We start from the raw sequence: 13,770 nt of genomic DNA, 5'->3' as shown, positions 1-13,770 counted from the left end.
ACATCCCCTTTCCGCATCGACCGGCCAGGACGGTCCGGACGAGGCGTCTCAGCGCCCCATGCGCCGGGCCAGCCTCTGCCCGATCTCGAACAGCAGCATCTCGGACAGGTGACGCAGGCGGCTGTTCCCCGTCCGGGTGAGGGCCGCGTGCAGGTCGAGGCAGTGGTCGGCAGCCGCGATGAGCGGATCGTCCTGGGCAACCTCGGCGGGACGCGGCGGCGGGACGGACGCCGTGTGATGATGGGTGGTGTCGATGTAGGCGCCGCGGCCCTTCAGCAGGCCGGTCTCGTCCGGGGTGAGGCTCCCCTGATTGAGCACCCACCGGACCTTCCCCGAGGCCGTCAGGACCCGGAACTCGGCCGAGACCGGGCCGCCGGTCTGCCGCACCTGCCGGATCCGGGCGAACAGCCAGTCGCGATCCTCGGGGTGCGTCCGCCTCAGGGCGAGTTCGAGGGGAAGGGGGCGCCCGGCGAGGTCGATGTCACCGGCCAGCAACTCGGCCGCCCCGTCGTCCAGAATGGACGACGCGGACGGTACGTCCGTGTTCCAGATGCCGATGAAGCCGGCGGCCCGGAGCGCCGGATCGATTGCAATCTCTGACGGCATGCTCGTCCTCTGCCGCATGCCGGAACCATGCGATCCGCGCTGCGGAAAAGTACGGGCCCGGTGATGCTGGTCGTTTCACCCCGATGCGCGACCGGCGCGACGGGCGTGAATGCACACCCACAGTCAACGACTTCCCGCTTCTCCTGCATCCTAACACAGTTTCATTGGGCATCGTCGCTTTTCATGGCGGCCGATCCTGTCCACACCAGCGCGGACGGCACCGGTGTTCTGTCGATATCGCTCCGAAGTGCGGCAGCCGGCCGCGCCGAACGACGCGGCGCCGGCCGTCATGATGGACCGGCGGCCCGGCCGGGGCTGGCGATGAGCCGCGCATACTCGGCCTCGGGCACACCGTAGGAGGCCCCCGCCACCTTGAGCAGACTCTCGCGATCACGGATCGTCAGGATGCCGCGCTGCCGCTGGATGAGGCCCGAGCGCTCCAGCGCCGAGATGGCCGCGGTCAGCCCCGGCCGCTGCACCCCGAGCATGAGCGACAGGAAGCGGTGGGTCGTGGGCAGCTCATCGCCGTCGGTCCGGTCGTGGCACATCAGCAGCCAGCGGGCGACGCGCGCCGGCAGCTTGTATCGCCCGTTGGCGAGCGCCGTGGAGGCGATCTGGACGGAGAGGACGTGGACGTAGCACAGCAGCTGCCTGTGCAGGCGCGGACTCTTCCGGAGCACCTCGCCGAAGGCCTCGGCCGGCATGACATGCGCCAGCCCGAGCGCCTGCACCTTGGCCTCGTTCGGCGTCTGGCCGGCGCCCAGCAGCACCGGGGTGCCCACGAGGCCCTCGAAGCCCACCAGCCCCACCTCGATCCGCTCGCCGTCAGGGGCGTTGCCGATCAGGGACACGATGCCCTGCTCCACGAAGGCGACCTGCGGGATCGCGGTGTCGGGCCGAATCAGCACGTCGCCCACCGCCAGCGTCGCCAGCCTCACATGCCCCTGGAGCAGGGCGAAGTCGTCCGGGTGCAGGGACCGGAGCAGGCGGTTCGCGCAGGTATCCTGCATCGGCTCTGACATGATGCCATCCACACCCGGCAGGGCGGCTGCGCCCTCGGTCCGACAGACGCGACCGAGGGCAGCGTCCCGTCCACGAGATTGCCACCCGCGAATGAATAATATCCATCTTATGTTGGAGTGGGTGTCCGATTCCAGACGTAGGGTGGGCCATCGACTTTTTCCACCGTGGCCCGATGCAGGATGCGCTGATCCGCAAGCTTGAGAGCTTCGAGGAGCTGACCGACGCTGATCGGGCGGCGTTGAGAGCCCTCGTTCCCCGCGTGCGGCAGGTCCGGGCGCACACGGACCTCATCCAGGAAGGCGACATTCCCGAGCGGGTCCACCTCATCCTCGACGGCTACGCCTGCCGCTACAAGATCCTGCCGGACGGCCAGCGCCAGATCATGGCCTACTTCGTACCGGGCGACTTCTGCGATCTGAACGTCTTCATCCTCGACCAGATGGACCACACCATCGGCACGATCTCGCCCTGCCAAGTGGTGGAGATCTCCCGGCAGGCCATCGACGAGCTCATGGCCCAATATCCGCAGGTGACGCGGGCGCTCCTGTGGTGTGCCCTGGTCGATGAAGCGGTGCTGCGCGAATGGCTGGTCAACATCGGCAGCCGCCAGGCCGACCAGCGGATCGCGCATCTGTTCTGCGAGCTGCTCCTGCGCCTGGAAGCCGTGGGCCGCGTCAACGAGAACAGCTATACGTTCCCGTTCACCCAAACCGACATCGCCGACACGATGGGCCTTTCAGACGTACACGTGAGCCGCACCTTGAGGGAACTGCGCCGGCTCGAACTCATCACGTTGAAACGCCGGGTCTTGACGATCCTAGACGTCGAGCAACTCAAAGCGTACTGTGGCTTCAATCCCAATTATCTACATCTCAAGAATACGAGATGGGGTGCCCGCCGGCAGGTGCCGTGGCTGACCAGCGGCCATGGAGCATAACGGTGGCGGACCAGGACAACGTCGAGACCCTGGTCGTCCTTCAGCCCATCGCCGTCGATACCGGCAGCCCCGATTGTGAAGGGATGCTGGTGCTCGCGAACGGGCTTCTCGTCGCGGTTCTCGTCCGCCTCGCCATGCCCGACCATACGCAGCGCGGTTCCTGGTTCCTGGAGGCGGGCCTGGGGCACTTGGCCGGCGTGCGCGCGCCGATGTTCGACACCCTCGAAGACGCGACCCGATGGGTCCGCCAGCGCCTCCGGGCCGCCCGCGTCAGGCCATGAGAGGCCCGGCCGCCTCTTGGCCGCGGACCCCGCCGCCGCATCGCTGAAGACCGCCCTGGAGCCACTTCGGAACTTTGCGCCCGCCCAAGCGTGCTAGAGACGTGATGGAGCGGTGGCCGCCACAACAATACCCGGTGTATCCCATGAACGGCATCAAACGCTTCTTTTCCAAGCTCGCCAGCTTCATGTCGGCGAGACACGAATCACAGGCGAGCCATCAATCGATCGACCTCCGGAATAGCTCGGGGAGCGATACGAAGGCAGTCCAGGCGGCGAGGGATTTCGACGGGGACTACCGCAGCGCGACGGCAATGCTGAAGGAGCGGATGCGCGAGCGCTTCCCGGACAACTTCCACGCGCGGGTGGGCGCGAACGCGAACAGCTCCCGCGACTTCGGTGACGAGCGCGCCAGCGCCATCGACACCGCGTCGGCCGCGATCGCCTCGGCCCTGCGCAAGGGCGCCACGGCCAGACAGGCGGCCGATGCGGGCGCGGCCAGCGTCGGGATCTGAGCGGCCTTCCTCTCTTCCCGCGCCGGGTGCGGGGATGGCCCGGCCCGCGGGCATCGTCGCGGGTGATCGCCGGGATGACGGGGATGCCCCCGCGCCATCGTGCGGCGGCCTCGGGCAGCTCCGGCCGACGCGACACGCGATCGAAGCGGACGCGTCATTCGACGCCCCCCCGCGGAACGACGATCGATAATAATTCAAAAACTGATCTACTATATTCGCGATAATCTTGTTTCAAAATTTCGGAACATCCGTCCGGGCGAGGCTGTTCGATAAGAACAACGCGGCTCGGCCCTGGCATCGTGCCACAGGGGTCCATCGGGCGATCACGCCCGCGCCCCGACCGGGCCGGCCCGGTCGCCCCTTCCGGCCCCCTGCCCTTCGTCCCGGCCACGGCCGCGCGATCACGCCCCCGCACACGCGGCCGGATCCACCGATCCCGGTCCGTCGCCCCGCCCTTCCCGACCGAGACCCAGGAGCCTCCCATGGCCAGCATCACCGAGCCCACACCCGTGTCACCCGGCCGCTCCGGCGGGGACAGGGGTGCGCTCAACCGCACCCTGCCCCAGACCAGCGCCGTCACGCCCGCCGAGGACATGCGGACGATGATGCTCCATTCGGTGTCCTGGGGCGCGGTTCTCGCCGGCGCCACGGTGGCGCTGATCTCCCAGGTCATCCTGAACATGCTCGGCCTCGGCATCGGCCTCTCCACGGTCGATCCCATGGGCGACGGCACCCCGGCGGCGAGCACGCTCAGCATCGGCGCGGGCCTCTGGTTCGTCATCTCCGGGGTGCTGGCCGCGGTGGCGGGCGGCTACTTCGCCGGCCGGCTCTCGGGCAAGCCGTCCTCCACGACGGCGGGCTATCACGGCCTCCTGGCCTGGGCGGTCTCGACCCTCGTGGTGCTGTACATGCTGTCCTCGGCGGCCAGCGGCCTCGTCAGCGGAGCCCTCGGCACGGCGTCGTCGGCCATCGGCGGGATCGGCAACGCGGCGGGCGGGTCCGTCTCCACCCTGGCGCAGGCGGCCGCCCCGTCCCTCACCAAGGTCACCGATCCGTTCTCGGGCATCGAGGCCAACGTCCGCAGCAACACCGGGTCCGATCCGGCCGCGCTGAAGGACACCGCCGTCACCGCCATGCGCGCCGCCGTCTCGGGCGACGGAGCCCAGCAGGCCGCCGCCCAGGAGAAGGCCGCCGTGGCCCTCGCCAAGGCGCAGAACATCCCGGTCGAGCAGGCCCGGACGCAGGTCGGCCAGTACACCCAGCAGTTCAAGGACACCGTGGCCGCGACCAAGGAACAGTCGAAGCAGATCGCCGACGCCGCCGCCCGCCGGGTGTCGCAGGGTGCCCTGTTCGGTGCCCTCGCCCTGATCTTCGGCGCCCTCGCCTCCTTCTTCGCCGGCCGCACCGCGGCCGTCGATCCGACCGTCACCCGCGCCACGGCCTGACCCCGTGGCCAAACTCCACGTCCTCGTCCTGCTCGCCACCGCCTCGTGCGGGCCGCTCGGCGCGCAGGCTCAGGAGGGGGGACGGTCCAGGGCATCCCTGCAGCCGTTCTGCTTGGCGGGCTACACCCGCCTCTGCGCCGGCCTCGATCCGAACGGCACCGAGGTCGTCGCCTGCTTCCGCGCGAATGCCCGGAAGGTGTCGCCCGGCTGCCGGGAGGCCATCGCCAAGTATTCGGGGATGGCCTCCGGCCAGTCCGACATCTCTCCCTAGAGCATCTTTCGCCGAAGCGGATGCCGGTTCGGCGCAATAAAATGCTGCAAAGACAAAGTCTTAGACCATTTTCTGTGATCCATCGATGACAGAAAATGGTCCAGCCACCGATCCTCCCACCGCCATCCTCCCCTATCCAAGGATTCTGCCATGAAGACCGTCTCCACCCTGACCTGCGCGATGGCCGCGATGCTCCTCTCGGGCGGCATCGCCGCGGCCGCCCCCTGCACGACCGGGACGACCACCGACAGCACCGGGCAGAAGTCCGGCGACGCCTCCTCCAACGTCGATCGCGGCTCGACGATGAACGTGACGCCCGGCGCCAAGGCGGAATCCCCCGGCACGGTGGGGGCGATGAACAATATCGGCGCCAATTCGCGCCCCTCGGGGAACGAGGCGAAGGTCCCCGAGGGGAAGGTGGTCAAGCCCGGCGACAGCGACTGCTGAGGACCATCGAGGCGCTGCGGCGCCCACACGGCCCCCCGGTCTCCTGTGGATCGGGGGGCGGCCTCGACCGGGATCGGCCCCGCGCGCCCCGCGCGGGCGGGCTCAGTCCTGCCCCGCCCGGACATCCCTGGTGTCCCGCGGCACCGGGCCGGGCCCGCTCGTGTCCTGCCGCTCGCCCCAGCGGGTGTTGCGCAAGTGCAGGTAGTTCGGCGTGAAGTTGCAGAAGGCCTTCAACCGCTGGACGTTGAGGATGGTCAGCACCCGCCGCTTGAGGTGGATGAGGCCGAGGGCGCGCAGCTCCCGTAGCGTCCGGTTCACATGCACGTCGGACAGGCCCATCGTCTCGGCGATCTCGGTCTGCGTGAGCGGGAACGCGTAGCTGTCGTCCGTGACGCGCCCCACCACCTCGAGGCGCATCAGCAGCTCGCAGAGAAGATGCGCGATGCGCTGGCCCGGGGACCGCCCGCCGATGTTGACGAGCCACTCGCGCAGGACGGCGCCGTCCACCAGGGAGCACCACCAGAACGACCGCGCGATGCAGGAATGCGACTTCGCCGCCTCGTCGATGGCCCGGCGCGGGATGTCGGCGACCTTGCAGGGCGAGAGCGTCCCGATGGCGTGGTCCATCTCATCGAGGACGAACACGTTCAGGTTGCAGAAATCGCCCGGCACGAGCAGGGCTATGATGTGGCGCTGGCCATTGGGCAAAATCTTGTAGCGGCACGCGAAGCCGTCGAGGACGAGCAGCACGTTCTCGGGCTTGTCCCCCTCCAGGATCAGATCCCGGCGCGCCCCCACGGGCCGGACCTTGAGCAGAAGGCCGTCCAGGGTCCAGCGGGCGTGATCGGTGAGGGGCTCGAAGCCCTCGAGCTTCTGCGTCAGCGCATTCGGCATCGAACCGCCCCCGCGGGTGAGCGCGCCGATCGACCGGCGGCGGACAGGGCGGTGGGGCGCGGCCGGTGACGCCCCCGGCGATCCGCACGGAAAACGACCCCACGGCCCCGGCTGGGCGGCGGGGCCTGAATGGGCTCGGGTCGAACCACGCCGTGCGGGCGGTGAGACAGCAAAACACGCTCGCAGGACTCGCGCCGCCCGCATCATCGCGGCGACAGCCATCGCGACATGGCAGGAATTTCAAAACTCTATCTGATCAAAAAGCAGGAATCTCAGAAAATTACTGCTACGGATGCAGCAATCCGGCGCCAAATCCAGGAACGATTTTCGAAAACATCTTAGTTTTTCTATCTTACGATCTCGGTCTGGGAGGTGGCGGGCGGAGCCGAGCGCCGCCCGCCACCTTCCTCACGCGCTCACGGGTTCGCGCTGCGCACGGCGGGCTGCGGATAGGCGGGGTTGCCCCCCGGCACGCCGCTGCTCGCGGCCGAGGACGGCGCATCCGCCTTGCCGGTCTCGGAGCCGGTGATCTGCTTGCGCGAGGCCGCTTGGCTCTGGCTGGCATAGTCCGGCGGCGACGTCGCGCCCTGCCAGATCATCAGGCCGGCCAGGGACGCCAGCATCAGGCCGACGCTCACGATCAGGACGTAGAGGGCCGGCTTGCCGCGTTTGCCCTGGCGGCTGTCCTGGCCGGAAATGCTGTCTGACACGCGTGAACCTCGCTTGCTCGAAAAAGATGAGCACACGCGATCAACATGGGGCCGGGCGCGAAAGTTCTGAGTGTGTGACGTTATGGATCCGTCATCCAAATAAATCTGGAAGCAAAAACAGTATCGATGCCGTCGTGGTGGGAGCGATCCGCGCCCGGCCCAGGGCAAAGGTCGCCGCCCGGCGGCACCGCCGAGTTCCTCGCCACGAACTCCGTCGCCACCAAGTCCGTCGCCGGATTTCGACAGGTACGCGGCACGGCCGGCTGCCGAAAAAACCAACACTTCCGATATGTAATTCTCCGATAAAACATGTCTTATGACAGAACATGGGGCCAACAGAGATTTACGTTCCCCATCATCATCAGCTGATCCGACACAGGTTCTGGTGACTGGAAGAGCCGCGTGCTTCCACCTGTCCTGCCGAGGTGAAGCCGCCATGAATTTCGTTCCCAGCCCCGTCCCCGATCCGCAGGCCCCCGGCATGCTCATCCGCAAGCTGGAAAGCATCGCCCCCCTTTCGGCCGGGGAGCGGCAGGGAATCGAGGGCCTGCCGATGAGGATCCACAACCTCAACGCTCGCCAGGACATCGTGCGCGACGGCGACCAGCCCACGCATTGCTGTCTCATCCTCGACGGATGGGCCTGCCGGTACAAGCTCCTCAGCGAGGGCAAGCGGCAGATCCTGTCGTTCCACATCCCCGGCGACATCCCGGACCTGCAGAGCCTGCAGATCCACCGGTTGGACCACAACCTCGCCACGGTGACCAAGGTCCGCGTCGCCTTCATCCCGCACGAGAGCCTGGGGGAGCTGACGGCGAAGCATCCCAGCCTCGCGGCGGTGTTCTGGCGGGACACGCTGATCGATGCCGGCATCTTCCGCGAAAGGCTGGTCAGCATGGGCCGCCGCTCGGCCTTCGAGCACATCGCGCACATGTTCTGCGAGCTGTACCTGAAGATGCAGGCGGTGGGCCTGGCCGGGAACTTCCGCTGTTCGCTCCCGATCACCCAGGCCGACATGGCCGATGCGCTCGGGCTCACCCCCGTGCACGTCAACCGCGTGCTCAAGGAGATGCGGGACCAGACCCTGATCACGCTCCGGAGCAGCACCCTGGTGATCGAGGCGTGGGACGAACTCCTGCGGGTGGCCGAATTCGATGCCACGTACCTGCAGCTCCGGAAGCGGGCGGCGGGCTGACCGTCGTCGTCTTGGAGCCCCCGCGGGCGACACGCACCGGCCGCGACTCACCCCCATTGCGACCGGCCGCTCAAGCTATCGGCAGATCTGGTCGCTCACCCGATCGTGTCCTCAGAGGCTTCGTTTCTCTTTCAGCGGAAAGATTGTTATAACGGTTGCGATATCTTAGCTGCAGATACCTGCCAATGTCCGTCCTATGACAGGGTTTCTTGTCCCACACTGGACATAGGGTGGCGGATCGTTCGTTGCCGCCGTGGTCCGATGCAAGATGCCTTGATCCGCAAGCTTGAAAACTTCGAGACGTTCACGGCCGCGGACCGCGCGGCGTTGCGGGCGTTCGCTCCCCGGACGCGGCAGGTGGGAGCCCGGACGGACCTAATCCGGGAAGGCGACACCCCCGAGAATGTGCATCTTATCCTCGACGGCTATGCCTGCCGCTACAAGATCCTGCCGGACGGCCAGCGCCAGATCATGGCGTTCTTCGTGCCGGGCGACTTCTGCGACCTGAACGTCTTCATCCTCGACCAGATGGACCACAACATCGGCACCATCTCCCCCTGTCAGGTGGTGGGGATCCCCCGGCAGGCCATCGACGAGCTCATGGCCCAGTATCCGCTGGTGACGCGGGCGCTCCTGTGGTGTGCCCTGGTCGATGAGGCGGTGCTGCGCGAATGGCTGGTCAACATCGGCAGCCGCCAGGCCGACCAGCGGATCGCACATCTCTTCTGCGAGCTGCTGCTGCGCCTGGAGACCGTGGGGCGCGTCACCGAGAACAGCTACGCCTTCCCGTTCACCCAGACCGACATCGCCGACACGATGGGCCTGTCGGACGTGCAGATCAGCCGCACGCTGAGGGAGCTGCGCCGGCTCGAACTCATCACGCTGAAGCACCGCGTCCTGACGATTCTGGACGTGGAGCAGCTGAAGGCTTACTGCGGGTTCAATCCCAACTACCTCCACCTCAGGAACACGCGTTGGAGTGGCCGGCGGCAGGTGCCGTGGCTGAGCGACGTCCAAGAGGGGTAGCGGGTGGGGGGCCAGGACAACGTCGAGACCCTGGTCGTCCTTCAGCCCATCGCCGTCGATACGGCGAGCCTGGATCGCACCGGCATGCTGGTGCTGGCCAACGGGAAGCTCGTGGCCATCCTGGTCCGCCTGGAGGTCCCGGAGCACGCCCGGTGTGGCGCGTGGTTCCTGGAGGTGGGGCTGGGCCGGCTCGCGGGCGTCCGTCCGCCGGCCTTCGATACCCTCGAGGACGCGACGCGCTGGGTGCGACAGCACCTGAAGGGTTAGGGCGTCTTCCCGAAACCCCGGATCGCGGGGCTCGCCGCGCGCTCCCCCCCCCTCGTGGGGAGGGGGCCGGCCCGGAGCCGTGGGAACACCCGATCCAAGGCCCGCGGCAAACGCCCTAGGGCAGCGACGCACTCACTCCGTTCATGCGTCTCTGCTCTAACTTCATGTTTTTGCATCGATTTTTCCAGACACGGCTGACGCCTTCGTCTGGATCGATGCACTAGACGCGCATGCCCAGGCCGAGGTGCATCGTCAGCACGCGGTCGATGAGGGCGGCCAGGGCCTGGCCCTGCGGGCTGTCGAGGTTCTGCACCAGGAAGGTCGCCACGTCCTCCTCCGCCGGAATGCGCTCCGGAGCGTGGACGCACACGCAGCACCCGGTCGGTGAGCCCGGGGCGGCATTCCCCAGGAGCCACTGCGTCCCGTCGGGGCCCGTGTGGAACAGGAGCTGGTCGGGCGGCACGAAGAGGGCATCGACGGGCACGCCGAGCGCCGCCGCGATCCGCTGCAGCAGCCGGTCGTTGGCGCCCGCACCGGGCGGACCGAAGGGTCGAGTGGATTGTCCCAAGATCAGATCCACCCCGAAGCCTGGTTCAGCAAAATGAATTCATTCTGGCGATGTCCGGTTCCCGGATTGCCCCTCTGGAACTATCTGGTCCGTTCCACGGTAGAGCATATCGGTTTTGACGGCGACTAGGGCTGAATCATGTCGCGGGGAACTCAACCGGTACTGGCGTTCGTGCCAAGTGCGTTGACCGCATCGCAAGTCGGGACCTGGGAAACGGATACGACCTGCGACCGGACAGTTGCCGATGCCATCACCGCGGCCGTATTCGGTGTGAATGCAGACGAGGCCGCCGAAGGGCTCCCCCTCGTCGCGTTCACCAAGCACATCCATCCGGAAGATCTGCCGGATTTCGAGGAGAAGATCGCCTGCGTGCGCCAACGAGGCGGCCTGTTCGTGATCGAGTACCGCACATGTCCCACACCCCGTGACATCCGCTGGGTGCTGGCGCGCGGGCGCTTCGAGTGGGACTCCCATGCCGGGGGCATCATCGGTCGGGGCATCGTCATCGACATCACCGACAGCAAGTCGGACGGACAGGTCGAGGACCGCGCCTTCTTCGTGAAGCCGGAGGATACGGGGCCCTCCCTCGAACGCCTCGCGGGCTTCGCCATCGAGGTCCACAACGAGATCGAGGAACTGGGCGAAGCGAAGGGATCGATCCTGCGTCAGGCGATCGACACCCTCCTCTGGGCCATCGGCCGCAAGCTCGCCACGCAGCAGCAGACGGACACGAAGAGGTGGAAGAACCTGATCAACTAGAGCATTTTCCGCCGAAGGGGATGCCGGTTCGGCGCGAGAAAATGTGGGAAAGACAAAGGTCTAGACGCCCCCGGCGGAAGCCCGGCGCGGCCTACGGGAGGGCGCCGATCATCCCCTTGGCATCGGTCATCGTGTTCTCGCAGGCGCGCTGGTCGCCGCGGTGATCCTCGTTGACCGCGCGCCGGATGAGGCCGCGGGCTTCGGCGATATGGTCCGATGTCGGGATCATGGCGGCATCGCTGGGGACCCCGGACGGAGCCGCCGCCAGCCCCCGCGGCGAGCCGAGCCGGACCGGATGGCCGGGCTGCAGGCCGGTGACCTGGACCGCGCCGGCACTGTCGAGGCGCCGCTGGATCGTGTCGATCTGCTCCGCGCAGGGCGTGGCCCACGCGAAACCGCAGGCGGGACAGAGGGCGATGACGGAGGCGACGAGAGTCGGGACGAGGCGCATGGGACAATCCTTCCGGCGGGACGGGCATCGGACCGCGCGTCGCGCGGTCGATCGTCGTGCCTGAGGAGAATCGCGATCCGCCCCGGGAGCGCGCATCCGGCTCGAAACGGGCCACGGCTCATGCTGCACTGCAGCATGACTAGCACGGGGTCGTGCGAATAGAAATGCCTGCCGGATCCCCTGTCGCCCTGAGGCGCCCTACATGCCCCCGATGACAGATTTCCAGACCATCGGGACGTTGTGCGACCGGAACCTCATCTCGGAAGACGAGGTGGATACGGCGGTCGAGGCTTTCCTCTCCGGCTCCACCCCCAGCGTGTTCCACTTCCAGGGGGGCTACCGGCTCAACCTCGTCAAGGCGGTGCGCAGCCACCCCGGCGCCCAGGAGTTCGTCGGCCGCCCCAATGTCGGTACGGGGCTGAAGCGCCCCTTCGTGCGGGCCGCCCTCCTCCAGGCGAGACCGCTGCCGGTGTGAGGGCGGCGCCGACGGCTACACGTAGCCGATGACCCGGTGGGGAATGTAGGGCGCTTCGAGGGCGGCGATCTCGTCGGCCGACAGGTCGAGCGATAGGGCCGCCACCGCGTCGGTGAGGTGGTTCGGCTTCGAGGCGCCGATGATCGGCGCGGTGACCTCGCTCTTCTGGGCGATCCAGGCCAGGGCGACCTGGGCGCGGGGGACGCCGCGTGCCGCGGCGATGGTGCCGACCGCATCGACGATCCGCCGATCCGCATCCTCGGCCTGCCGGTAGAGGGTGCTGCCGAACTCGTCCGCCCGCTGCCGCTCGCTGCTCTCGTCCCAGCCCCGCGTCAGGCGGCCCCGGGCCAGCGGGCTCCAGGGGATGACGGCGATGGCCTCCTCCGCGCACAGGGGCAACATCTCGCGCTCCTCCTCCCGGTAGAGGAGGTTCAGGTGGTTCTGCATGCTGCTGAACTCGGTCCAGCCATGCCGGCGCGCGGTGTAGATCGCCTTCGCGAACCGCCACGCCTCCATGGACGACGCGCCGATGTACCGGGCCTTGCCGGCCTTCACGACGTCGTGGAGCGCCTCCAGCATCTCCTCCATGGGCGTGTCGTAATCGTAGCGGTGGATCTGGTAGGGTCGACATAGTCGGTCCCGAGCCGGCGCAGGCTGGCGTCGATCTCCGCCATGATGGCCTTGCGGGAGAGGCCGGCGGCGTTCGGGCCCGGACCCATGCGGTTGAACACCTTCGTCGCCAGGACGACCTCGTCACGCCGGGCGAAATCCCTGATGGCGCGCCCGACGATCTCCTCGGATGTGCCGTCCGAGTAGACGTTGGCCGTGTCCAGGAAGTTGATCCCGGCCTCGAGGGCCTGACGGATCAACGGCCGGCCGCGCTCCTCGTCGAGCGTCCAGCCATGGCTGCCCCGCGCCGGGTCGCCGTAGGTCATGCAGCCGAGGCAGAGCCGCGAGACCTTCAGTCCCGTCCGGCCGAACTTCACGTAATCCATGGTCGACTCCCGTCTGGGGCTGTCCGAATGTCCGGCTCAGGTGGCCGAGGGCCCCGGCTGCGGGAAGTCCGCGCCCAGGGTGGTCGCCTCCCAGGTGTCGAATTCGCTCCGCAGCGTGTCGAGGTTCTGCCGGGCGAGATCGAGGGCCGGCTTGCCCAGTAGGAGATGGCGCGGCGGCGTTGCGGCCGTCACCGCGGCGATGATCGCTTCGGCCGCCCGGACCGGGTCCCCCGGCTGGTTGCCGCTGCGCTCCTCGGTCTGCCTGCGGCGGGCGCCGGCGGTGGCCTCGTAGTCGGCGATGCGGATCTGCGATTGCTGGATCGAGCGGCCCGCCCAATCGGTGCGGAACGGGCCGGGCTCGACGGCGGTCACGCCGATGCCGAGCGGCTCGCATTCGATCGCGAGGGAGGCGGAAAGCCCCTCCACGGCGAACTTGGTGGCATGGTAGTATCCCGTGGCCGCGAAGCCCACGAGCCCGCCGACCGACGAGACGTTGACGACATGCCCGGCGCGCCGCGCGCGCATCCCCGGAAGCACCGCCTTCGTCATGGCCACGAGGCCGAACACGTTCGTCTCGAACAGGGCGCGCACCGGCCCGTCCTCGCCCTCCTCGATCGCCGCGAGGTAGCCGTACCCCGCGTTGTTGACGAGGACGTCGATGCGCCCGAACCGCCCTTCGGCGGTCTGGATGGCCGCGGCCACCTCGGCGGGATCGTTCACGTCGAGGCCGATGGCGAGGGCGCGCTCCGCGTGCCCCTCCACGATGTCGGCCACCTTGCCCGGATCCCGGGCGGTGACGATGGCGCGCCAGCCTCGGGCCAGGACGGCCCGCGCGAGCTCACGACCGAAGCCGGTCGAGCAACCGGTGATGAGCCATACGGGATCGGAGGGAAGCGGCATCGGGTGAT

18 protein-coding genes and 1 pseudogene are annotated in these 13,770 nt (G+C 68.0%); 11 read left to right on the top strand and 8 right to left on the bottom strand.

The features are described from left to right. Positions 1-48: 48 nt before the first annotated feature. Entirely contained in the window at positions 49-606 is a 558-nt protein-coding gene (locus tag MKK53_RS06765; RefSeq protein WP_243927930.1) for a PAS domain-containing protein, read from the bottom strand. Between the two features lie 287 nt (positions 607-893). Further along, on the bottom strand, positions 894-1,628 hold the full coding sequence (locus tag MKK53_RS06760) for a Crp/Fnr family transcriptional regulator (RefSeq protein ID WP_243927929.1): 735 nt from the start codon (positions 1,626-1,628) through the stop codon (positions 894-896). Between the two features lie 173 nt (positions 1,629-1,801). Between MKK53_RS06760 and MKK53_RS06755 the strand changes: the two genes are divergently transcribed. From MKK53_RS06755 to MKK53_RS06730, 6 genes are all read left to right on the top strand, one after another. Continuing rightward, entirely contained in the window at positions 1,802-2,566 is a 765-nt protein-coding gene (locus MKK53_RS06755) for a Crp/Fnr family transcriptional regulator (protein ID WP_243927928.1), read from the top strand. 2 nt (positions 2,567-2,568) lie between these two features. Continuing rightward, positions 2,569-2,847, top strand: coding sequence for a hypothetical protein (locus MKK53_RS06750; RefSeq protein WP_243927927.1), 279 nt, complete (start codon positions 2,569-2,571; stop codon positions 2,845-2,847). A gap of 104 nt (positions 2,848-2,951) precedes the next feature. Next, positions 2,952-3,359: a hypothetical protein gene (locus tag MKK53_RS06745; protein ID WP_243927926.1), complete on the top strand. Its 408-nt coding sequence runs from the start codon at positions 2,952-2,954 to the stop codon at positions 3,357-3,359. Between the two features lie 482 nt (positions 3,360-3,841). Beyond that, positions 3,842-4,804, top strand: a complete 963-nt coding sequence (locus tag MKK53_RS06740) for a PhnA-like protein (RefSeq protein ID WP_243927925.1) — start codon at positions 3,842-3,844, stop codon at positions 4,802-4,804. 4 nt (positions 4,805-4,808) lie between these two features. Further along, a complete protein-coding gene (locus MKK53_RS06735; RefSeq protein WP_243927924.1) occupies positions 4,809-5,075 on the top strand; it encodes a hypothetical protein in 267 nt (88 codons plus the stop codon). A gap of 150 nt (positions 5,076-5,225) precedes the next feature. Beyond that, the gene (locus MKK53_RS06730) at positions 5,226-5,522 is read left to right on the top strand and encodes a hypothetical protein (protein ID WP_243927923.1); all 297 of its coding nucleotides are present in this window, start codon (positions 5,226-5,228) and stop codon (positions 5,520-5,522) included. Positions 5,523-5,624: 102 nt separating this feature from the next. Here MKK53_RS06730 and MKK53_RS06725 read toward each other — a convergent pair whose 3' ends face one another. Both MKK53_RS06725 and MKK53_RS06720 read right to left on the bottom strand, forming a co-directional pair. Then, positions 5,625-6,416, bottom strand: a complete 792-nt coding sequence (locus tag MKK53_RS06725; RefSeq protein WP_243927922.1) for a Crp/Fnr family transcriptional regulator — start codon at positions 6,414-6,416, stop codon at positions 5,625-5,627. A gap of 416 nt (positions 6,417-6,832) precedes the next feature. Beyond that, complete coding sequence (locus MKK53_RS06720; RefSeq protein ID WP_243927921.1) at positions 6,833-7,126, bottom strand: hypothetical protein; 294 nt, start codon at positions 7,124-7,126, stop codon at positions 6,833-6,835. Between the two features lie 436 nt (positions 7,127-7,562). Here MKK53_RS06720 and MKK53_RS06715 point away from each other — a divergent pair, with 436 nt between their 5' ends. From MKK53_RS06715 to MKK53_RS06705, 3 genes are all read left to right on the top strand, one after another. Then, the gene (locus MKK53_RS06715) at positions 7,563-8,321 is read left to right on the top strand and encodes a Crp/Fnr family transcriptional regulator (RefSeq protein WP_243927920.1); all 759 of its coding nucleotides are present in this window, start codon (positions 7,563-7,565) and stop codon (positions 8,319-8,321) included. A 261-nt stretch (positions 8,322-8,582) separates the two neighbouring features. Further along, positions 8,583-9,347, top strand: coding sequence for a Crp/Fnr family transcriptional regulator (locus MKK53_RS06710; protein ID WP_243927919.1), 765 nt, complete (start codon positions 8,583-8,585; stop codon positions 9,345-9,347). A gap of 3 nt (positions 9,348-9,350) precedes the next feature. Beyond that, positions 9,351-9,614, top strand: coding sequence for a hypothetical protein (locus MKK53_RS06705; protein ID WP_243927918.1), 264 nt, complete (start codon positions 9,351-9,353; stop codon positions 9,612-9,614). 220 nt (positions 9,615-9,834) lie between these two features. Here the strand turns inward: MKK53_RS06705 and MKK53_RS06700 are convergent, their stop codons facing one another. After that, entirely contained in the window at positions 9,835-10,182 is a 348-nt protein-coding gene (locus tag MKK53_RS06700) for a hypothetical protein (protein WP_243927917.1), read from the bottom strand. Positions 10,183-10,320: 138 nt separating this feature from the next. On the opposite strand from MKK53_RS06700, the gene MKK53_RS06695 reads away from it, so the two are divergent. After that, the gene (locus MKK53_RS06695) at positions 10,321-10,941 is read left to right on the top strand and encodes a PAS domain-containing protein (RefSeq protein WP_279598856.1); all 621 of its coding nucleotides are present in this window, start codon (positions 10,321-10,323) and stop codon (positions 10,939-10,941) included. A 91-nt stretch (positions 10,942-11,032) separates the two neighbouring features. On the opposite strand, the gene MKK53_RS06690 is transcribed toward MKK53_RS06695, so the two are convergent. Next, positions 11,033-11,392: a hypothetical protein gene (locus MKK53_RS06690; protein ID WP_243927915.1), complete on the bottom strand. Its 360-nt coding sequence runs from the start codon at positions 11,390-11,392 to the stop codon at positions 11,033-11,035. Between the two features lie 202 nt (positions 11,393-11,594). On the opposite strand from MKK53_RS06690, the gene MKK53_RS06685 reads away from it, so the two are divergent. Beyond that, the gene (locus MKK53_RS06685) at positions 11,595-11,867 is read left to right on the top strand and encodes a hypothetical protein (RefSeq protein ID WP_243927914.1); all 273 of its coding nucleotides are present in this window, start codon (positions 11,595-11,597) and stop codon (positions 11,865-11,867) included. Between the two features lie 15 nt (positions 11,868-11,882). Here the strand turns inward: MKK53_RS06685 and MKK53_RS06680 are convergent. Both MKK53_RS06680 and MKK53_RS06675 read right to left on the bottom strand, forming a co-directional pair. Then, a pseudogene (locus MKK53_RS06680) lies at positions 11,883-12,862 on the bottom strand (aldo/keto reductase). A 36-nt stretch (positions 12,863-12,898) separates the two neighbouring features. After that, positions 12,899-13,762: an oxidoreductase gene (locus tag MKK53_RS06675; protein WP_243927913.1), complete on the bottom strand. Its 864-nt coding sequence runs from the start codon at positions 13,760-13,762 to the stop codon at positions 12,899-12,901. Positions 13,763-13,770: the final 8 nt, after the last annotated feature.

It is taken from the genome of Methylobacterium sp. J-076 (assembly GCF_022829405.1).
Lineage (GTDB): Bacteria > Pseudomonadota > Alphaproteobacteria > Rhizobiales > Beijerinckiaceae > Methylobacterium.
Note: the sequence above shows the minus strand (reverse complement) of the source record. Positions and strands in the feature narration are given on the sequence as shown.